At 60.0% G+C, this 21,576-nt stretch carries 11 protein-coding genes and 1 pseudogene; 7 read left to right on the top strand and 5 right to left on the bottom strand.

Features of this window, described 5'->3' with window-relative positions; translation table 11 throughout:
* Positions 1 to 177, top strand: a pseudogene (locus tag KHP60_RS13660) (IS630 family transposase); the annotation flags it as partial.
* Positions 178 to 800: 623 nt separating this feature from the next.
* The gene (locus tag KHP60_RS13665; RefSeq protein ID WP_213564872.1) at positions 801 to 1,220 is read left to right on the top strand and encodes a hypothetical protein; all 420 of its coding nucleotides are present in this window, start codon (positions 801 to 803) and stop codon (positions 1,218 to 1,220) included.
* Between the two features lie 371 nt (positions 1,221 to 1,591).
* Here the strand turns inward: KHP60_RS13665 and KHP60_RS13670 are convergent, their stop codons facing one another.
* The 3 genes from KHP60_RS13670 to KHP60_RS13680 all read right to left on the bottom strand — a co-directional run bounded on the left by KHP60_RS13670 (position 1,592) and on the right by KHP60_RS13680 (position 5,208).
* Complete coding sequence (locus tag KHP60_RS13670; protein WP_213564873.1) at positions 1,592 to 2,248, bottom strand: response regulator transcription factor; 657 nt, start codon at positions 2,246 to 2,248, stop codon at positions 1,592 to 1,594.
* Positions 2,241 to 3,602, bottom strand: coding sequence for a histidine kinase (locus KHP60_RS13675; protein WP_213564874.1), 1,362 nt, complete (start codon positions 3,600 to 3,602; stop codon positions 2,241 to 2,243). Before KHP60_RS13675 ends, KHP60_RS13670 begins: the two co-directional genes overlap by 8 nt.
* An 838-nt stretch (positions 3,603 to 4,440) precedes the next feature.
* The gene (locus tag KHP60_RS13680; protein ID WP_213564875.1) at positions 4,441 to 5,208 is read right to left on the bottom strand and encodes a response regulator transcription factor; all 768 of its coding nucleotides are present in this window, start codon (positions 5,206 to 5,208) and stop codon (positions 4,441 to 4,443) included.
* An 890-nt stretch (positions 5,209 to 6,098) separates the two neighbouring features.
* Between KHP60_RS13680 and KHP60_RS13685 the strand changes: the two genes are divergently transcribed.
* The 3 genes from KHP60_RS13685 to KHP60_RS13695 all read left to right on the top strand — a co-directional run bounded on the left by KHP60_RS13685 (position 6,099) and on the right by KHP60_RS13695 (position 16,280).
* Complete coding sequence (locus KHP60_RS13685) at positions 6,099 to 13,130, top strand: peroxidase family protein (protein ID WP_213564876.1); 7,032 nt, start codon at positions 6,099 to 6,101, stop codon at positions 13,128 to 13,130.
* A 143-nt stretch (positions 13,131 to 13,273) separates the two neighbouring features.
* Complete coding sequence (locus KHP60_RS13690; RefSeq protein ID WP_213564877.1) at positions 13,274 to 15,028, top strand: type I secretion system permease/ATPase; 1,755 nt, start codon at positions 13,274 to 13,276, stop codon at positions 15,026 to 15,028.
* A 1-nt stretch (position 15,029) separates the two neighbouring features.
* Positions 15,030 to 16,280 carry an HlyD family type I secretion periplasmic adaptor subunit gene (locus tag KHP60_RS13695; protein ID WP_213564878.1) on the top strand — a complete coding sequence of 417 codons (1,251 nt, stop codon included), beginning with the start codon at positions 15,030 to 15,032 and terminating at the stop codon, positions 16,278 to 16,280.
* 124 nt (positions 16,281 to 16,404) lie between these two features.
* Here the strand turns inward: KHP60_RS13695 and KHP60_RS13700 are convergent, their stop codons facing one another.
* Positions 16,405 to 17,298 carry a DMT family transporter gene (locus KHP60_RS13700; RefSeq protein WP_213564879.1) on the bottom strand — a complete coding sequence of 298 codons (894 nt, stop codon included), beginning with the start codon at positions 17,296 to 17,298 and terminating at the stop codon, positions 16,405 to 16,407.
* Between the two features lie 91 nt (positions 17,299 to 17,389).
* Here KHP60_RS13700 and KHP60_RS13705 point away from each other — a divergent pair, with 91 nt between their 5' ends.
* The gene (locus KHP60_RS13705; protein ID WP_213564880.1) at positions 17,390 to 18,319 is read left to right on the top strand and encodes a LysR substrate-binding domain-containing protein; all 930 of its coding nucleotides are present in this window, start codon (positions 17,390 to 17,392) and stop codon (positions 18,317 to 18,319) included.
* A gap of 553 nt (positions 18,320 to 18,872) precedes the next feature.
* On the opposite strand, the gene KHP60_RS13710 is transcribed toward KHP60_RS13705, so the two are convergent.
* A complete protein-coding gene (locus KHP60_RS13710; RefSeq protein ID WP_213564881.1) occupies positions 18,873 to 20,093 on the bottom strand; it encodes an MFS transporter in 1,221 nt (406 codons plus the stop codon).
* 130 nt (positions 20,094 to 20,223) lie between these two features.
* Between KHP60_RS13710 and KHP60_RS13715 the strand changes: the two genes are divergently transcribed.
* Complete coding sequence (locus tag KHP60_RS13715) at positions 20,224 to 20,829, top strand: TetR/AcrR family transcriptional regulator (RefSeq protein ID WP_249688769.1); 606 nt, start codon at positions 20,224 to 20,226, stop codon at positions 20,827 to 20,829.
* Positions 20,830 to 21,576: the final 747 nt, after the last annotated feature.

Here is a 21,576-nt window from a genome sequence, read left to right on the forward strand (position 1 = left end):
TACAGTCCGGATTTGAACCCGATTGAGCAGGTCTTCTCACAGATCAAAGCACATTTGCGCAAAGCCGAAGCCCGGACCGTCGAGGCGCTCTGGCGGGCCATCGGCGACATCTGTGATCTCGTCGAGCCCGAGGCATGCCGTAACTACTTCACCGCAGCCGGATACGGATTCGTCTGAATGACCGGTGCTCTAGCCCTCTGCTTGCTGCTACCGGTGTCACTGCTGCGCCTGCAAAGCCGAAAGCGGTCTCGTCAGTACTCATCACAAACGACCGCGACGTATCTGCGACCGATGTCGCCATTGGTGCTAATGGGCAGACTGTTCGGCTGGCCAAGCCGCTTGCCCCGAAGGTGAAAACTACGTTAAAGCTGCCGAAGATGACAGGATCCGTGGTGGCTGTTGCAGCGTCATTCGGGGATGAATCGACGGCAGAGTTTCCTGAACTCGATATATGCCAGGATCATACCGTCCGCTTTATGGATTGATACCTGCCTTATCCAAGCCAGGCACTTTTAGGTGGAGCGACCTCCCCTACGTGGTGAGCGCAGCCTCGATCGCAGCGACCGAAGCGCTAAAACGTTCTGCGCTCGCCTGACAATTCAGCCTCTTCCAAGTATTTGAGCCGACCCGAGTCTCTAGCCCTTAAGGGTAGAATTGATCGGGCGCTTCAGACAGGAGAGCGCCGTTCGGAAGCCTCTTATCCTACCTCAGTGGGAAGGACTACTTCCGTTCCATCTGCCGCAAGAAAGTCTCCAAGCGATGTCTCAATACACTGCATTGGGTTCCCGAGGGAGTGCTCCGTGGACCGTTTCCTTCCTGAGCTATCTGCAGTAGACTGGGCATTCATTGCCTCTGTCATCATCCTGGCATCTCTCCTGGTGTTCGGCACTTATGCCATCCGAAGTGAGGTGCGCGAAGCCAAGCGCGTAGAGGCGAAGTCAGTCAAGCTCAAGACCAGCAGAGTACAGCGTCAGCAATTGCGAAAGAGAGCAACGTCCGCTGAGATGCTCAATCTGCTGGATGATATTGAAGCGCTGTTACGCTTTATCAATGCCGATGACGTACTTGTTCGACAAGAGCACAGTGAGGCCGTTCGCCTCTCTTGGATGAGCTATCGTGTACCCGTTCGGGCGGTCCTTTTTGGCGGCTTTGTATTAGCCGGGGTTTTCTCAGCCATCCTCATGATGATTGCGCAAGGACCCAGCAACCCCATTCCATAGCCGGCAGGTTTGTGAAGACGTTCCAACCGCACTTGGTCGTCGTAGCGATGGCCTAGGCGACCAGCGCCAGCGCGAGGATAAACACCATCGCGCCGAGGCAGCCTGCAGACAGATCGGCCGACAGGAACAGCAACAGTGTCGGCCAATTGACCGCAAAGCCTGCAATGACGTCGATCCCTCATGCAAGCAATGGCCGAACAATGGCTCGAACAGTATCTGCCGTATCAAACAAGGCAGGACCGTGACCTAAAGGTTCTTGTCTATGCTACCTTGCAGACTACCCGTTGAAATGCTCCTAAAGCTGCATGCAACCTCGGAATTAACGATTCTGCCGGCAATCCTTCGCGCGTGCTGTTCTTGACGATCGCGCCTCAGTGCAGTTTCGCTCTGCTCTGAAATCCGCCCCAGACCTGTTCCACGACGAGTGCTGCTTCGGCACGATTCCTGGACTTAAGCTTTCGAAAAATGTCGGTCACGTTGTCCTGAACTGTTTTCTCCGCCACCGCTAGCTTTTCGCCGATCTCGCGGTTGGTCAGTCCTTCGGATATCAGGCACAAAGTACATTTCTCGTATTCGGATAGAGCCGACAGCGGGTTGGCCTTCACCTGAGCATCGCCTGACAATATGCGGAGCGCCAGATTCGGGGAAATGAACGACTCGCCGGCCTTCACACTTTTCACGGCCGTGATGAGATCCATGGCATCCGTTCCCTTGAGAAGATAGCCCACGGCTCCTGCTTCAAGTGCATGCGTCACGTCGTCTTCGTCTCCCGAAACTGTCAGCATCACGACGCGAGTCGAGGTCGCAAGATCGCGGATTGCACGAGCAGCTTCGATCCCGTTCCCAGGCATGGATATATCCAGCAAGATGAGATCCGGCGAATACATCTTTGTAAGCTCGACTGCATCTGTTGCTGAAGCACCCTCTGCCACAACTTCGATCGTATCATCGAGTGCAAGCGCCCGGACAACTCCCCTACGCAAGAGTGCGTGATCATCCACCACGACAACACAGGTCTTCTCAGACATCTCGGAGCCCCTCCGCAACAACAACGCTCATTTCAATTTTGGTGCCGCCCCTCGGGAGTTGGGTCAGCTTAAAAATTCCACCCAGGCTTTCCACTCTTTCCCGCATGCCAAAGAGCCCCAAGCCGGCGTCCGCGGACGCGTGGCCGCCAATCCCAGCGCCCCCATCGTCCTGCACGACGAGGTTCATAACAGAGTCGTCGAGTCCGCACGTTACCACTTGGCCATTGCCGCCGGCATGGCGGAATGCGTTGTTAAGCCCCTCCTGGAGGAACCGGTAAGCGCAGATTTTGATTCCATGGGTAAGAGGATGTGAAATATCGCTGCAATGAACGGCAACCTTAGTTCCGGTACGCCGCTCGTGACTGGAAGCTACTCGTTTGATGATCTCCGGCATCGGCAGGTCTTCTATCTCGGGCAACATCAGACCCTTCGACATGGTTCGGATGTCATGGAGCGCCTCCGAGAGTACGGAATTCAGTAACTGCAGCTCTTCTTCGTGTTTCGTGGGTGTCTGGGCGCGCCGGACGTGTTCCACGGTAAGAGCCGCTAAGCTGATGAGCTGCGCGGGACCATCGTGCAAGTCCGCGCCGATCCTCCGCAGGTTGTTCTCGGTCAATTCAGCAACACGGCCTGAGGCGCGCTGAGCACGCTCCTTGAGGATATGGTTGTGTTGAGATGTATGCTCGATCTCTACCAATCGCTCGTGAAGCTGGCGCTGCTGAAGGCGAATGAGCTTATTCCCACGGTAAACAATTCCGAACAGGCCTGCCATGATAAGCGCGGTCGCACCTGCGACTGCAAGCCAGCTTTTAAGACGCAACGACCAGAGCTTTTCTTGAAGTGGAGCGGTGCTCTCATGGATCTCGGCAACGGCGACGACCCGACCGGAGCGCTCCTCCCGGATTGGGACGTAGATCTCGAGATACTTCCTGTTGATCTCCCTGAACCGATGCTCAAGTGCATTCAAGTCGGCGTATTGTGCAGAAACATCTCCTGCCAAAGCTTTAATCAATCCGGGAGAGGGCGTGAATCTTCGACCTATCAAATCCGGCGCCGTAGAATAGACGATAAGACCGCCCTCCTTCCAGATATCCAAATGTGGAAATCGCTCCTTGAAGTGATCTGCCTTCAGCAGACGGTTCAACTCAGACGTTTGATCGACTGGCAGAAGTTCCTCACTTGCCAAGCCCTGGATCATTGGTTCGAGAAAGCTGTCGATGAGGAGAGCCGTCGATGAAGCGGTATTCTCCACCGTCGCCTTCGTTACAATCTCAGCGGTAAAGAACCCGGCAGCAATCATCGCGAGAAGCATGATGACACTGCCTGTCAGGGCGAATTGACGGGTCAGGCTCACGGTTATCGGGATCGGGCTCCGCCGACGCATCCATGTCGAAGGAGTCAATTCTAACATTCCTTACCCCGCGTGCAGCATTGAGGCACCTGAAGGTAAACAGCCGTAAAGGTTCATGCAATGACATTGGTGTTGTAGCGATGTCGGCCGTTAGGCCAAAGCCATGGCCCTTGCCACGGTAGATCCGACCGTTAGGAATCGTAAATGTTTGGCACTCTTTCCTAAAGTGGCCCAAAAACAAGATGTTAGCGTAATGAGGCGGCAATACAGAGGTGTTGCGTTAGAGGATTTGGCCCGTCATATCAGTAAAATACATCCATCGAGGTACTCCGTGAGAGGGTGATTCAGCCCAAGATGATAGCACTATTCTCTAGGAGCTGCTGGTCTGTCGAGCACGAGCCCGAAGCGCTTGTTCCGGGTTGTCTCAGTATAAAGGCGAACGAGAGCTTTCGCCCAGCCAATGAAGGTTTTGCGATATTCGCCCATATCATTGTCGCCAGCAAAGGTCGGGCTTGCAGCGCCATCACGCATCGATCATCGGCGAGGACGCTATCCCGGCAGCCGCTGCTAGGTTTTGCACGAAACCCCAAAGGCGTGAATATCATATGAGGCAAATCAATTCGGCCGACATGCGAGCCGCCGTTTGCTACTCCGTGTTCGCTTCACAGGCATGTTCGGTTCGGCCCGAGCAATTTATCAGCCCGTGCATAACTCGCTTCCTGCGAGTATACTTTTTGCGCGAAGCGAGTGAACTGGTTGTTCGCTTGCAAATTACCTTGGATTGGCTTGATGGCTTACGTTGCCGCCTACGTTAGGCTGACACTGCCCCTCGCTGGCCATTTCAAATTTTGTTCAAGTTGGCGTACTGCAGCCAACTCCTGTCACTTCCAGACTCACTGCCATTAAGTTTACCCTGGAGAGGGGGCTCGAATTGCAAGCTAGTTTCGTTGCTAGCTTGCCACACCAAACCCTGGGAACGAGCGAATAGAGCCGCTTCTACACGATTGCGGACTTGCAGCTTACCAAGGATGCTTGTCACGTAGTATTTGACGGTACCCTCGTTGAGATCGAGCTTGTTGCCGATCTCCCGGTTGCTAAGACCCACGGCCAGCATTGCGATGATCTGCTTTTCCCGCGGAGCGAGTGACTTGAGGCGATCCTTTGTTTTTGTCGTGCCAGAACCGGTCTGACTGGCGCGCATCAAGAGCCGTCCAGCAAGGGTTGGTGAAATACATCCTATACCTTGGTTAAGCGCCCGCACAGCATTAACCAACTCGGGGCCACCGGTGCTTCTTGGAAGATATCCAGATAAACCTGCCGCTATGGCATCACAGATCCGTTCTTCGTCAGTGCTATCTGAAAGGACCAGGATTCTGATCGCCGGATACCTCGACACAATTGCATCAAGGGTCTCGAAACGATCGTTCGGCAAGCTCACACCGATTATGATCACATCCAGTTCTTTTTCCTGGATCAGCCGGCTCGCGTCTCCTATCGATGCCGCGTGGCCTAAGACTGATATGTCCGATTGAGCTCTAAGAGCATCTATCATCCCGTCCAAGAAGAGGGGCTGATCGTCAACAATACCGACTCCGATCGACTTCGACATTAGTGCTCCCCGTTGCAGAACGTGCGTGTGTCAGGCACACATCTCTTCTTGGCGCGCTGACCTTGGTCGCCGCGCAAATAGCCTATTGATCCTCATCTGAAACCCCACCGTGTGGAAGCTGCGCTATCATTGTCAATCTAAGTATTCATTTGATCTTAAAGCGCGGCGTACATCACAAATCTGGAAGTCTTCTAAAAATAATGGTCTCGATCATATCTAAACTCAATGTGAATAAGGAGGAGGGTGCAACCCCACCTTCGGCTAAAAAGGAGTAGCTGATGATATAGCATCCCGAAAACTAGTCCGTTAAGGCCTTGGCGAGCGCCCGCGACTGTCACAGATAATGATCCGACCGCAGGCTTAGCTGCACGCATTTCGAACCCTGCTGCACCTCATCGCTGCTTCTGAACAGGATCTCACTGGCGTCGGCCCTCTTATTCATGAACGACGGGGTAAACTCCTTTCGACGAGCTCGCGATGACAGTCAGCTTTCAATTAATCAGTCGCTTCAAGTCGACCAAGGCAGGATCGCCGTGACATGGCTTCGATACAGCGTCGAAGACGACCATTTCGTTGAACCGCGCTAGATAGGACGAGAGCCAGGCTTGGTGGCAATCTGGTAAGGAAAGAGCTGGAGCAGTTCTTTCCTTACCGGGCGTTGGAATTTTGGCCAGCCAGGCTCATCCCTTCCACAGCTTCCAGCTTGCGCAGTATCTGCGGTGAAAGTGCCGGCGCCATAACTAAAGTCTGAGTCAGAAACCAACTTTGGTCCTGAAGAGTAGAGACGTTCGACACACTCATCTTGGACCTCAGCCCAGATAGTAAAACACCTCCCTTCCTGTCCATGATCATTGCGTCTTTCTCAAGAACACAAGGGTGAGGGTTTTATCATGGTTGCCTATATTCGCTCGGACCTAGACTTCATTCTCGCTCAAATCAAGATTGCCGAAGCGCATGCCGCCGGCGAGCCGCTCTACGGACCCGGCGGGCTCATCCCGACCTATAACCTCGCCTGGGGCCTGCGCACGGTTGATGGCAGCTACAACCATCTCTTGCCGGGCCAAGAGCAATGGGGCGCAGCTGATCAGCCGTTCCCGGAGTTGATGGATCCCGATTTCCGAACCGTGACGGTGATGATGGATCCCGACGGGCCCGGCCCGGCGCCTGTCATGCCGGTCAGCATGCCCTATACGCCGGGTAATGACGTGGACGGACCTGGTTCCTTCGCGCAGCCGGGTGATGTCATCGATCCGGAGATCCGGACGATCAGCAACCTCATCGTCGATCAGACATTGGCTAATCCGGTCGCCATCATGGTTGCGCTGAGCCGGTCGGGCGCGCCGGGCGACCATATGGCCACCGCTGCCCAGATCAAGGCTGCTTTTGAGGCCATCGAGCCTCTGTTCGAAGCCGTTACTGAAGCTGACCTGGCAGCAACCGCCGCTCAGGCGGCCGCCGACGCTAATCCCGAAGACGCGGGATTGGCAGCGGCCGCCGCTGCCGCGCAGCAGGACCTAGTCGATGCGGAAGCGGCTCTGGTCGCCGGTCGCGGCGCGCTCGACACGCTGCTCGAGACCAACGGCATCGAGATGGACGGCAACAATATCTCGCTGACCAATGCCGCGCCGGACGAAGGACTGTCGGCTTCGTTCAATTCCTGGTTCACGCTGTTCGGCCAGTTCTTCGATCATGGCCTTGATCTCGTGAACAAGGGTGGCAGTGGCACCGTCATGATCCCGCTGCAACCCGACGATCCGCTCTACAGCACCGAACCTGGCGCTCTCAATTTCATGGTGCTGACGCGCGCCACGGTGTCCGCCGGCCAGGATGGTCAGTGGGGCACCGCGGACGATGTTCGCCCCGTGAATACCACGACGTCCTATGTCGACCAGAATCAGACATATACCTCTCACCCATCACACCAGGTCTTCTTGCGGCAATACAGTCTCGACGCGAACGGCGACCCAGTCGCGACCGGCAAGCTGATCGAAGGTGCTAACGGCGGCATGGCGACCTGGGGCGAGCTCAAGGCTCAGGCCGCAACGATGCTGGGCATCAACCTGACCGATCTGGATGTCGGCAAGGTCCCGCTGCTCCGGACCGACCCTTACGGCAATTTCATTCCTGGAGCGAACGGCTTCCCGCAGCTCATTTACGGCGTCGGTGCGGACGGGATCCCGAACACCAGTGACGACGTGGTACTGGAAGGCAATCCGAGCGCTCCGATCAATCCATCGGAGAGCGCGACCATAAACGGTGTAGATTACCCCGGTGCTATCCGGACCAACCATGCCTTCCTAGCCGATATCGCTCATAACGCGGTTCCGGATGGTATCGAGGACGGCGACACGGAAGTTGGCGGCAATATCCCCGAGGATGGGACATATGACGACGAGCTTCTCGATGCTCATTTCGTAGCCGGCGACGGCCGTGCCAACGAGAATATCGGCCTGACCGCCGTCCACCACGTGTTCCATTCCGAGCACAACCGCTTGGTCGAGCACACCAAGGAAGTGGTTGTCGCCGATGCGGTGGAGATGCTGGCCAATGGCGCCAGCCAGGCAGAAGCCGTCGCCTTCCTGAATGAATGGCTCAGCAATGATGTGGCGGCCGTCCCTCAGACGGAGGCTGAGATCGACGCGCTGGTCTGGGACGGCGAGCGTATCTTCCAGGCGGCCAAATTCGGCACCGAAATGCAGTATCAGCATCTCGTGTTCGAAGAATTCGCGCGGAAGGTCCAGCCGAACATCAACGTGTTCCTGGTCCCCGACGGCTTCGACACCACGATGGATCCGTCAATCGTGGCGGAGTTTGCGCACGTCGTCTATCGCTTCGGTCATTCGATGCTGACCGAGTCGATCGATCAGTTCGATCCGAGCTTCAATGCCAACCACATCAGTTTGATCCAGGGCTTCCTCAACCCGACGGCGTTCAACGGCGTGGGTGGCGTCATCGATGACGAAGTCGCCGCCGGCGCGATCATCCGCGGGATGACCCGCCAGGTCGGCAACGAAATCGACGAGTTCGTCACCAGCGCGCTGCGCAACAACCTGCTCGGTCTGCCGCTCGACCTCGCGACGATCAACCTCGCCCGGGGCCGCGACACGGGTGTTCCGTCCCTGAACGCCGCTCGCCGCGATTTCTACGAGGCGACGAACCAGGATGCGCTCCTAAAGCCTTACGAGAGCTGGATCGACTTCGCCGGTCATCTCAAGAACGAGGCGTCGATCATCAACTTTGTCGCTGCCTATGGCACGCATACGTTGATCACGAGCCAGACAACGATCGAGGGCAAGCGCGACGCTGCATTGACCATCATCACCGGCACGTCTGTCGGCGGTCTTGAGGTCCCGGCCGACGCCGTGGCCTTCCTTAACGGGTCCGACGATTACGCCGGCGGCGCCTCGGCGGCTGGCAAGCTCGGCGGCCTGGAGAACGTCGATCTGTGGATCGGTGGTCTGGCCGAAGAGATCATGCCGTTCGGCGGCATGCTGGGCTCGACGTTCAACTTCGTCTTCGAAGTCCAGATGGAGCTGCTTCAGAGCGGCGACCGCTTCTACTATCTGCAACGGCTCGATGGCCTGCATCTCTTCGGCGAGATGGAGAACAACTCCTTCGCCGCCATGATCATGCGCAACACGAATGCGACCCATCTGCCTTCGGACGTGTTCTCGACGCCGGGCCTGATCCTCGAGGTCGACCAGAGCAAACAGTACAACGACCTCGACGGTGATGGAGACCTGGAGACCGACGATCCAACGGGTGGCGGGATTTTGACCCAGGTGGTCGTCCGCAACAATCCTGCGACGGCCGGTACCGATACCAACTATCTGCGCTATAACGGCGACGAGCACGTTGTGCTCGGTGGCACCAACGCGAACGATACGATCATTTCCAGTGCCGGCGACGATACGCTCTACGGCGATGGCGGGAATGACCGGCTCGAGGGCGGCTTCGGCAACGACATCATCAACGGCGGTGACGGAGACGACATCATCGTCGACAGCGGCGGTGACGACAACATCAAAGCCGGCAAGGGCAACGACGTGGTCCATGCCGGGCCTGGGCTCGACCTTGTGATGGGCAATGACGGCCAGGACTTCATCTTCCTTGGTACCGACATGGGCTCGGAAGTGTTCGCCGGTACCGGTAACGACTTCATTTACGGCAACAAGAATGCCGAACGGATCCTCGGCAACGAGGGCAATGACTGGATCGAGACCGGCACCTTCGACGGCGCTCCCGGCGACAACTTTGACGAAGTCTTCGCGCACGATGGCATCGATGGACACGATGTATTCCTCGGCGATGGCGGCTTCGACGAGTTCATCGGCGAAGGCGGCGACGACATCATGGTGGGCAGCGCAGGTCGCGGCAAGATGGCCGGCATGTCCGGCTTTGACTGGGCGACGTACAAGGACAACACCTTCGGGGTGAACGCTGACCTGTCCGTCCCGATCGTGTTCGACGAGAGCCCGACGCTTCCCCCGAACACGGCCCTCGACGAGTACGCCTCGATGGAAGGACTGTCCGGCACGCGCTTCAACGACACCCTGTCGGGATCCGATGCGGTGGAAGCCGATCGTCTTCCAGCCTCCGAGGGAGGGACGGAAGGCTTTGCCGGCAGCGCTCTCGATGCAGAGGGTATTGCCCTGATCAGCGGTCTGCAGGAGCTCCTGGGGGCAGGTGTCACCGAGTTCAGCGCCGGCGACATCATCCTCGGCGGCGACGGCAGTGACCGGATCACCGGTCGTGGTGGCGACGACATCATTGATGGCGACAAGTGGCTCGACGTGCAGATCGGCGTCTTCGCTCCCGGCGATACGGATCACACCGGCACGCCGCTCGAGGTGGTCAATAGCATGACTGCCTTGGCTGCGCGGATGTTCTCCGGCCAGATCAACCCGGGCCAGCTCTCGATCGTCCGGACGATCAAGACGGATGCGACTGCCGGCGACATCGATACCGCGGTGTTCTCCGGTGAGCGTGACGAGTATGACATCACTTTCAATGCCAATGGTACCGTGACCGTGGCGCATACCGGCGGTCTGGCGACCGACGGCACGGATACCATCCGCAATGTCGAACGCCTGGAGTTTTCCGATCAGACCATCTCACTGCTGGCGCCGACGCTGGATCTTCATGGCGATGTGACCACCACCACTACCACGCCAGTTCCGCAGGCCTATCGCGACACGTTCGACACGGCTGCGCATAATAACAGCAACGGCTCCGTGAACTGGGCGGGAACACCTTGGGTGGAGGCTGGTGACGACGGTGGTGTGACCTCAGGCCAGATCCAGATCGATGCCGGCGGCGGCGGCGGAACCAACGAACTGCGCTTCGTGGCTGGTGACGGTGCGCAGATCACCCGTACCGTCAACCTTAGTGGCGTGACGACGGCGACATTGTCGTTCAGCTACGATCGGAACAACGGTACCAGCTCCATCGATGCCGGCGAGTCCGTCCAAGTTCAATACTCGGCGACCGGGAACTTCACGCCTGGAAATTTCACTGTCCTGACGACAATCGATCAAAATTCGGGAGGATTTGACGGCGCGGATACATTCAGCACGAACCTGAATCTCACAGGGGCGGGAGCGAATTCGGCCATTCGGTTCGTCACCACTTCGATCAGTGCGGGCGAGTACGTCCTGATCAACAACTTCAACATAGCGACGACGACCACGACGACCGCCACCACTCCCGGCTCTCCTGGCAACAACTACGTTGCCAGCTATACGGAGAACGGAGCTGCTGTCGCGATCGCCGCCGGGGCGCGAATCACCGATGACGGCGCGACAATCAACTCGGCACGCGTCGTCCTCACAAACTTCAGTGCCGGTGACGTCCTGTCAGTGGCCGGGAATCTGCCGAACGGTATCTCTCTCTTGCCGATCGATACCTCTGTTCCCGGACAGATCACCCTGACGTTGACCGGCAATGCCTCGCCCGCCGCCTACCAGACGGCGATCCAGCAGGTGAGGTACTCCAACAGTTCGGACAACCCAGCTACCACGCCCCGCACCATCCAGGTCACCGTCAATGACGGCCTGCTGAGCAGCGCGGTCGCCACAGCGACTGTCAATGTCACCGGTCAGAATGATGCGCCGGCTGCCAATAATGATACGGTCATTACCAACGTGGCCGCGAACACCACGTTCTCCATCTCACAGGCAGCTCTGCTCGCCAACGATATGGATCCAGAAGGATCGCCGGTCACGATCACGGGAGTGGGCGGTGCCAATGGCCTTGCGTCGGGACCCACACTAGGAGCAGGGGTTGTCACCCTCTCCGATAATGCAATTGCCGGCGGCTCCTTCACCTACACCGGCAGCGACGGTGTGGCGACCGACCCGGCTACCGTGACTATCAACCGCGTTACGACGGCCAACATCACCGGCACCGGCGGCAATGACATCGTTGTCGGCAACACTGGCGCCAATGTGATCACTGGCGGCGGCGGCAATGACAGGATCGAGGCCGGCGATGGCAACGATGCGATCTTCGGCGGGACCGGCGACGACGTGATCGTCGCTGGAACCGGCAATGACACGATCACCTGGAACGCCAATGTCAACGGCGATACTGATGGCTTCGACATGGTCGATGGCAATGAAGGCGGAGTTGACACCTTCGTGGTGAACGGTCGAGCGAGCGCCACCGAGACGTTCCGCATCTATGCCCGGCAGGCGGCCATCGATGCGGGCATGACGGTGACGGGAGCGAATTCCGAGATCATCATCACCCGGACTGTCGACGGGACTACCACCGTCGTTGCCGAACTCGACAATATCGAGGAGATCAGCGTCAACACGCTCAACACCACCGCCAATAACGGCAACAACCCGAACCAGCCGGACGGAGGCACCAGCAACGGCGACACGATCCAGATCATCGGCAACTTCAATGCGCCGTTCACGAGCCTCAACTTCAACACGATCACCATCGACGGCAACGCCGGTGACGATACGGTGGACATCTCCGCACTCCAGTCGGCGCACCGGATCGTGTTCCGCTCAAACGGCGGCAACGACACTATCGTGGGCACCTTACGGGCCAACGACGTGATCGAGCTACCTCGGGGCAAGACACTCGCCGATTATTCGGAGGAGACCGACGAGCAAGGCGTCACCACGCTGACGTGCGGCGATCATCAGATCACCTACACGTGCTCTGAACCCCCGGTCGTTCGCGAGTGCACGGCCGAGGAGCCCCCGGTCGAGCAGCCTCCGGTTGAACAGCCTCCGGTGGAACAGCCACCGGTCGAACAGCCACCGGTCGGGCAGCCTCCGGTCGTGGGTCCGGTGGGACCGGTGAACGAGGTCGAGTGGGGCGGCCGCGGCCATGACCGGCTCTGGGGCCAGGACGGCCATGACAAGCTCTATGGCAGGTCCGGCAATGATCGCCTCTGGGGGCAGGATGGCAATGACGGCCTCGACGGCGGCGCGGGTCACGACAAGCTCTACGGTGGAGCAGGCCATGACAAGCTCTACGGCAGGTCCGGCAACGACCGGCTTGATGGCGGATCCGGCAACGATCGGCTCTGGGGACAGGATGGTCACGACGTGCTGAAGGGGGGATGGGGCGACGACCGTCTCGAAGGTGGCCGAGGCAGGGACCATCTCTCCGGCGGGGCAGGCAACGACCTGCTCAAGGGCGGAGCCGGCAACGACAGGCTCTCGGGTGGCGCGGGCCACGACACCTTCGTGTTCCAGAAGGGCGGCGGCTCAGACACGGTCACCGACTTCCGCAACGGCCAGGATAGGATCGATGCGAGAAGCCTGTCCAACGTCGACAACCTGTCCGACCTTACCCTGGTGCAGGTCGATCAGGACGTGATGATCGCTCACGGCGCCGACATCCTGGTCCTGAAAGGCGTCAACACCTCCGATCTCGACAACAGCGACTTCATCTTCTGATGCGGCTGGCCTGAGATCGTGACGGCCCGCCGGGAGGATTTCCCCCAATCCTCCCGGCGGGATCCTCGGCCGGAATCCGGCTGCGAATTCCTTGAGCTTGAAGCGACGCACCGCAGACGGTGCGATCTTCCGAGGCATTGTCGATGACACATTCATTTAAGAACCGTCTCAGCATCATGGCCTCGTGCCGCGGCGCCTTCGTGGGCGTCGCGCTTCTGAGCGGCCTGATCAATCTCCTCTACCTGTCGGGCTCGATCTTCATGATGGAGGTCTATGACCGGGTCCTGCCCAGCCGCAGCATCCCGACCCTGGTCGGCCTCTGCGTCATCATCGTCGTGCTCTATCTCTTTCAGGGCCTGTTCGATGCCCTGCGCGGCCGGATCATGGCCCGCGTCGGCGCCGCGCTGGACGAGGACCTGAGCCAGCCGATCTTCCAGGGCCAGCTCAAGGCGCCGCTCACGGGCAAGGTCGACGGCGACGGCCAGCAGCCCCTGCGCGATCTCGACCAGCTGCGGGCCTTTCTCGCCGGCGGCGGGCCGTCCGCGCTCTTCGACCTGCCGTGGATGCCGCTTTATCTGTTCGTCTGCTTCGCCTTCCATCCCTGGCTCGGTGCCGCCGCGCTGGGTGGGGCCTTGGCGCTCGTGGTGATCACGCTCCTGACCGAGCTCCTGACCAGGGAAGCCTCGAAGGCGGCCGTCACCGCGGCGCTGGCCCGCAATGGAATTGCCGAGGGCGCCCGCCGCAACGCCGAGGCCGTTCAGGCCATGGGCATGGCCAAGCGCGTGGGCCTACGCTGGGGCGAGGCCAACGCGCGCTATCTGGCCCACCAGCAGAAGACTTCGGATGTGGCCGGCGGCTTCGGGGCCATGTCCAAGGTGCTGCGCATGCTGCTGCAATCGGCCGTGCTCGCGCTCGGCGCCTATCTGGTCATCGACGGCCAGGCCACGGGCGGCATCATGATCGCCAGCTCGATCCTCACCTCACGGGCCATGGCGCCAGTCGAGCTGGCCATCGGCAACTGGAAGGGCTTCGTCAGCGCCCGCCAGGGCTGGCGCCGGCTCAGGACGCTTCTCGAAGCCAACGCGCGCGCCGAGGATCCCCTGAAGCTTCCCGCTCCCAAGTCCGTGCTGTCGGTCGAGAACGCCGGCGCCGGGGCGCCGGGAGGGCAGCGATTTGCCGTGCAGGACGCGGCGTTCGAGCTGAAGGCCGGCAGCGGCCTCGGCGTCATCGGCCCGAGCGCGTCCGGCAAGTCTTCGCTCGCCCGCATGATCGTCGGCGTGTGGCCGACCTGGCGCGGCAAGGTCCGTCTCGATGGAGCGGCCATCGAGCAATGGCTGCCGGAAGATCTCGGCCGTCACATCGGCTATCTGCCGCAGGATGTCGAACTGTTTTCCGGCACCGTGGCGCAGAACATCGCGCGCTTCGAGCCCGAGCCGAAGCCCGAGACCGTCATCGAGGCCGCCAGGGCGGCCAACGTGCACGAGATGATCCTGCAGCTGCCGGACGGCTACGAGACGCAGGTCGGCGAGGCCGGGGCGGCCCTGTCCGGCGGGCAGCGCCAGCGCATCGCTCTGGCGCGGGCTCTCTACGGCCATCCGTTTCTGGTGGTGCTCGACGAGCCGAACTCCAACCTCGACAACGAGGGCGAGCAGGCTCTGACGGCGGCCATCATGGGGATCCGGGCCCGCGGAGGCATCGTGGTGGTGATCGCCCACCGGCCGAGCGCACTTGCCGGCGTGGATCAGGTGCTGGTGATGGATGAGGGGCGGATGCAGAGCTTCGGCCCCAAGGACGAGGTGCTGAGCAAAGTGCTGCGTCCCGTGCCGACACCGCAGGCGGCCGAGCCGCGGGCGGCTTCCGCCGCTCCGCTGAAAGTCGTCCAGAACCAGGGGGTGTGAGATGGAACCTGCAAACAAGAGCAATGCCCGCGCGGCGATCCGCCGTTACTCGCTGCTCGGCCTCTCGTCCGCCTTCTTCCTCGTCGGCGGGCTCGGCGGCTGGGCGGCTGTGACGGAGCTGTCCGGTGCCGTGGTCGCGCCCGGCGCGGTCGTGGTCGACAGTCACGTCAAGAAGGTGCAGCATCCCACGGGCGGGGTCGTCGGTGAGATCCTTGCCCGCGACGGAGACCGGGTGCGATCCGGCGAGGTCGTGATCCGCCTTGACGAGACGGTGGCCCGGGCGAACCTTGCCATGGTGTCCAAGAGCCTGGACGAGCTGTCTGCCCGCCAGAGCCGGCTTGAGGCGGAGCGCGACGGGGTGGAGAGGGTTGCCTTTCCCCTCCCGCTGAAAAGCCGTCTTCATGATCCAGAGCTGGCAAAGCTGATCCAAGGCGAGATCCATGTGTTCGAGTATCGCCGTGTGGTCCGGGCCAGCCAGAAGGCCCAGCTCAAGGAGCGCATCGCGCAGCTCCGGGAGCAGATCGAGGGCTTGCAGCTGCAGGGCCTGGCCAAGGCCGATGAGATCCAGCTGATCCAGGATGAGCTGGCCGGCGTCGAGCAGCTCTGGCGCAAGAACCTGGTTCCGATCTCCCGGGTGACGGCGCTCAGGCGGGAGGAGACCCGTCTGCGCGGAGAGCGCGGACAGCATCTCTCGAACATCGCGCAGGCCAAGGGCCGGATCAGCGAGACGGAGCTCCAGATCATCCAGATCGAGCAGGATCTCAGAAGCGAGGTGTCCAAGGAACTGCGCGAGGTTCAGGCCAAGATGTCCGAACTCGGGGAGCGCAAGGTTGCCGCCGAAGACCAGCTGAAGCGCATCGACATCCGTGCCCCGCAGGATGGGGTCGTGCACCAGTCGATCGTCCACACGGTCGGCGGGGTGATCACGGCCGGCGAGCCCTTGATGCTGATTGTGCCCGAGAGCGACGAGCTCTCGATCGAGGTGAAGGTGTCGCCCCAGGACATCGACCAGCTCCGGCCCGGGCTTGATGCGGTGCTGCGGCTTTCGGCCTTCAATCAGCGGACCACGCCGGAACTCAAGGGGCGGGTGAGCCTGATCGCGGCCGATCTGGTGACGGACCAGCGCTCGGGGGAGCAGTACTACCCGGTGCGGGTGGTGTTCGTGGNGATCCAGACCGGCTACCGCACCGTCTTCTCCTACCTGACCAAACCCGTGACCGACAACATGGCAAAAGCCTTCCGCGAAGAATAACCAGACCAAGAACCACTCCAGCAATGCCAACGATGAACATCGTCGCTCGATACGCGTCGGGCGACGATGTTCTCACTTGCAGTCATGGCTGCGAGGGTGTGGCAAACCTATCCTGGGGACTTTCCTACCGCCGCCAATTGACAACGGCGACCCCGATCAGCGCCATCATGCCCCCGATAGTGCCGAGCATGGTTGGCACTTCTCCAAGCCAGAGAAAGCCGAGAAGGGTCGCCACGGGCGGGACACAATACATGAAGCTCGATGCACGGCTTGCCGGCAGGCGTGACAACGCGATGGCCCAGGTTCCATAGGCGACGAGGCTCGGGACTAGGCCGAGATAAACCACGGCTTGGATGGCGGCAGATGGTGCTGCAGCGACCTGGGCTGCACCATTCGGAAGCCACGGCGCGAGAACAAGGCAGCCTAACGCCATGTTCCATGCCGAAACCGTCAGCGGCTTGTGCCGGGTAAAGAGGGGCTTCTGCACCACTGTGGTCACGGAGGTGCAGAGAGCGGCGCCGAGAATGAGCAACGCTCCGGTATCGAGGCGTACCCCCTGCCCTTCCCCAAGAGCGATCAGGCCAATGCCTGCGAACGACAGTGCCGTTCCGGCCCAGGCACGGGCCCTGAACCGCTCGCCCAGGACGAGCATCGCGAGACCGGCCGTCATGATCGGATTCGTATTGATGATGAAGCTGGCCGCACCGGCCGAGACGGTCATCTCACCCATGTTCAGAAGGGCCGTATAGAGAGCCACGAACAGAACGCCGCCGACCGCCAAACGAACGAAATCCGACAGGCTCGGCCAAGCCGGGCGCGTAACGGTGAGAAAGAGCGCGGCCGGCACGGCCGCAATGGCAAACCGCAGAGCTCCCAGCTCAATCGGTCCGAAAGCCTGCAGCCCGGCACGGATGGCAGGGAAAGCCGAGGCCCAGGCAAGGATCGTGATGATGACGGCTGTGGCGGTTACAACGTCGAAGGACTTGCTTTCAGGAGAACAGGCAGCACCGATGCTCATTGCGAAATCTCATAGAAGGATATTGGCAGGGCCAACCATTCTGCGATCCGAGCTGATTGACAATCGAACAATTCAAGGATGAGCTGTGAACATGAATCACAGCTCGCCATCTCTGCCCCCGCTGGATGCCTTGCGCGCCTTCGAGGCGGCTGCCCGTCTCGGCAGCTTCTCGGCTGCCGCGAACGACCTCCATCTCACCCACGGCGCCATCAGCCGTCAGGTGGCTAAACTCGAACATTGGCTTGGTGAGAGGCTTTTCGATCGACAGGCCCGCGGCGTCGCCCTAACCCCGCAGGGACAGCGCCTTCACCAGCGGACGAGCGAGGCTTTCGCGCTGATCGCCGACAGTTCCGACCGCTGGATCGAGCGGCGCGGCGCGGCAATCGTTCGTCTGACGTCAATTCCATCGGTCAGCAGCCTCTGGCTGATGCCACGTCTGAAAGCCTTTGAAGAAGGTGATCCTTCCCTGCGGATCGAGTTCGTTGTCGAGCACCGTAACATCGATCTTGAGACCGAAGGAATTGACTTGGCAATCCGCTGCGGTCGCGGAACTCTGCCGGGACGAGTTTCGGTGCGACTGTTCGAAGAGCAATGCTTTCCGATTGCTGCGCCTGCCATAGCCAGTTCGCTTGGGGTTGGCGCTCCCGAGCGCATTCTGAAGTATCCGCTTGTGCATGATTCCGATGCATCGGGATGGCGTACCTGGTTTGCTGCGCAGGGCTTGGATTACCGCCCTCGCCCTCAGGATCGCCGCTTCGAAGACTACAACCTCGTGCTCGACGCTGCGGCTCACGGCCTTGGCGTCGCTCTAGCCCGCCCACCCCTGGCCGGCGAGGCGCTGCGCACCGGGCGTGTCGTCGCGTTTGATCCTCGAACGGTGCTCAATCCCGTCTCGTACTGGCTCGACCGGATCCCAGGCAGATTACGGCCATCAGCCGCGGAGCTCGCTCGGCGGATCATGGCGGAAGCCGGTTTGCCCACCGCTGCGGCCCAGGCATTCCTGAGCGCGAGGACGCTCTGATCGCGAGCACGCCCCGTGGCTTCAGTTCACAATTCAAGAGCCGGAGCCTCTTGCCTGATCATCGCAGGCAGAATGTACCGGGCTTCGGAGCAATCAAGCTGACGAATTCGTTTAGGAGATGCTGCTATCGTCGGGATTCGATGCTGTAGGGCAGATTAAGGTACAGTTCGCGGACACAAGCAAGACCCCAGTCCTGATAGAGCGCATCGAGGATTTTGCCCGATAGCTTGTCACGAAAACCAGTACGGCTCCAGGTGTGCCTTCTCATCTTCGATAATGGTCGGCTCCACCATCGACCCACCCTACACTTCCGACACGAAGATCCAGTGTTGATCGCGTCACGCGATGGAGGAGCCCGATCGATAGTGGTAGCGTTACGACATCGCCGGACCCAAGGTCGCTCGAGCCACTGACCTCGTCTGCTTCAGTCACTAGAAACGCATGATCGTCCACGCATGCGAAGGGGATTATAAGTGTGTAGAAACCCGCTGATGTACCGGAGACGCGGTCACTGTCCCAACTTTGCGTCGGGATAGTGGGCTGATTATCTGGCTCACTCGGCCAGCTGAGGGTTGGAGCCGGCGAAGGCACGTCCACGTGGGTCGGCGAGGGTCTTCTGCCCAATGAGTACGGTCAACAGAGCCAGCAGGCTCGCTACAACCGAGACCCAGAAGCCGTGGCCCGGCCCATGGGTGTCGACCACCCAGCCAGACACGAAGGAGCCTAGCGCCATGCCGATGCCAATGCCGGTCATGACCCACGTAATGCCCTCCGTGAGCATCGCGGCGGGGACGCGCTGCTCGATCAGGCCGAAAGCCGTGATGAAGGTGGGGGAGATAGCAATGCCGCTGACGAAGACAGCCAGAGCCAGCATGGGCACGGTATTCACGAACGGCAGCGGCCAGGCTGTTACGGCCAGGACCATGAGTGCGATGGCGAGCTGGCGCTGCAGGGCCATTTTCAGATTCAGCGCGCCGACGGCGAGACCCACGACGAACGAACCTACCGCATAGACGCCGATCACGAAACTGGCGGCGCCAGGCTGACCAAGATGTTGAGTGATGGCGACGGCGCTCACTTCAGCAGTTGCGAAGGTCGCGCCAACGAAGACCAGGGCAAGGGTGATGATCTGAACCGGACGCTGCCAAATAGCGGAACCACCAGACACTTCAGTGCCGCTTCTAACCCTGGGTTCGGTCGAGCGCTGCGCGACGAAAGCCGCGGTGCCGAGCGCCAGAAGAACTGTACTGGCCAACAGTCCTGCCTCTGGGAAGAGAGCAACGCTGAGGCCTACCGACAGCGACGCGCCGGCGATGTAGACCAGTTCGTCGGCGGCGGACTCAAAGGCGAAGGCGGTGTTCAGTTCCAGCCGGTCACGGAAAAGTTCGCTCCAGCGGGCCCGTACCATCGCTGGAAAGCTGGGCATCAGCGCGGCCGAGAGGGCGGATGCGAACAGGGTCCAAACTGGCCAACTCCGGTTGGCTGCCAGCATCAGCAGGGCGAATGCTGCGACTGCGATCGCTGTGGTGGGCAGCAGGACGCGTGACTGCCCGAGGCGATCGACCGCGCGCGAGATCTGCGGGGAAATCAGGGCATTGGCCAGCGCATAGACCGCAGACACGGCACCGGCGAGCCAGTACTCGCGATGGGTCTGAGAAAGCATAGCGACGATCCCAATCGGAGCCATGGCGATTGGCATGCGGGCGAGAAAGCCAGCGGCGGCAAATCCTTTCGCGCCCGGAGCCCGGAATATTTCTGCATAGGGGTTCGACATATCCATGCGTCCTGAACACTGGAGGAGACGCCACGCACACAACTTACATACGCGACGTATGTTAAGTCAGATAATAGCATACGTCCCGTATGTCAATTGACATTCGTAGCGTATGTGAATAGATGGAGATATGACTCGCCGGACACGGAACGACATGATCAGCGAAACTCGTGCCAAGCTCTTGTCTGCGGGACGCAAGGCATTTGCTACGGTAGGGTATGCGGATGCATCGATGGATGATTTCACCGCCGAGGCGGGACTGACCCGCGGAGCGCTCTATCACCATTTCGGTGATAAGAGGGGCCTGTTCCAGGCCATTGTCATGCAGATCGATGCCGAAATGGCCGAAAGACTGAGACAGCGCGCAGCTGCGGCACCCAGCCGCTGGGAAGGCTTCGTCGAAGAGGGCATCGGCTACATCGAGATGGCTCTCGAACCTGAGATTCAGCGCATCATCCTTCGGGATGGTCCGGCGGTGCTGGGCGACCCCTCATCTTGGCCCAGTGCCGATGGCTGCATCGCGGCCATGATGGCAAGCTTGGAAACATTGCAGGCGGAAGGCGTGATCCGCGATGTCGATCCGGAGGCGACCGCGCGTATTATTGCGGGAGCCTCGTGCTACGCTGCGCAATGGATCGCCAATTCCGAAAACCCGCTCACGACATCACGCCGTGCCACCGCCGCATATCGCCGGCTTCTTCACGGATTGCTGAAGGTCAATGCCGAGACAATGTGACAGCACCCAAGGACCAGCACCTGCTCCTGCAGCATTCGCGCAATGTCCTTGTGGCACCGCGCCTGAGTAGTCGGAACCGCTCGCCGATATGGCATCGACCGCTCAAGCCTGCCGGCCTTCAAAAAAATGCAAGACAATAGTCCTCCTGTGATAATCTATGCGCTTGCTCAAGGTGTAGCTCCCCTGTTGTGAGTCACTCAAGGGTGAGACATCTTGGTCCGGCCCCTAGTACCAGAACCTGTCCAAAAGTGCAGTTTCCTTCAAGCTGTAGCTTTGCAATACTCGGGACTTAGGAACGCTTGTGTTTCGAGACAGGCAATCCGGCCAGAATGACCGGGGAAAACCCCGGCATAAGGGGGATATCATGAAGAATGCTGCTACTGCGCCCGAGATCGCAGATCCTTATGCGACACTCGAAAAGATTCTTAAAGTAATTGGCAGATCATGGTTGAGCGAGGAATGGCGGCTTGAAGATATCCGCCTCCTGGCTCAAGAGGCGATCGCAACGCGCGGGAAACGGGCGAAAGGGAAGAGCACCAGAGTTGCGGCCCCGTCCCTTCAGTTACCAATCCATTTCAAACCCGACCTCCCCCGAACTCCCGTCAAGCGGGGCGACAGTCTCCCCTCATAGAGACACCTAAGGTCCTTTTAGAAGGTCCATTGCGCCGGCACTCAGCAACTGGGTGCAAGCGACGCTGCGATGCGACATGTTGTCGAAAGAGGTACTATCCCAGCAATTCCACGTTT

It is taken from the genome of Microvirga sp. 3-52 (assembly GCF_018383585.1).
In the GTDB taxonomy this organism is placed as follows: Bacteria; Pseudomonadota; Alphaproteobacteria; order Rhizobiales; family Beijerinckiaceae; genus Microvirga.

Coding starts and splice junctions, on each gene's coding strand:
- KHP60_RS13670 (WP_213564873.1), bottom strand. CDS start 2,248: ATGTCTGAGAAGACCTGTGTTGTCGTGGTGGATGATCACGCACTCTTG.
- KHP60_RS13680 (WP_213564875.1), bottom strand. CDS start 5,208: ATGTCGAAGTCGATCGGAGTCGGTATTGTTGACGATCAGCCCCTCTTC.
- KHP60_RS13685 (WP_213564876.1), top strand. CDS start 6,099: ATGGTTGCCTATATTCGCTCGGACCTAGACTTCATTCTCGCTCAAATC.
- KHP60_RS13690 (WP_213564877.1), top strand. CDS start 13,274: ATGACACATTCATTTAAGAACCGTCTCAGCATCATGGCCTCGTGCCGC.
- KHP60_RS13700 (WP_213564879.1), bottom strand. CDS start 17,298: ATGAGCATCGGTGCTGCCTGTTCTCCTGAAAGCAAGTCCTTCGACGTT.
- KHP60_RS13705 (WP_213564880.1), top strand. CDS start 17,390: ATGAATCACAGCTCGCCATCTCTGCCCCCGCTGGATGCCTTGCGCGCC.
- KHP60_RS13710 (WP_213564881.1), bottom strand. CDS start 20,093: ATGTCGAACCCCTATGCAGAAATATTCCGGGCTCCGGGCGCGAAAGGA.
- KHP60_RS13715 (WP_249688769.1), top strand. CDS start 20,224: ATGACTCGCCGGACACGGAACGACATGATCAGCGAAACTCGTGCCAAG.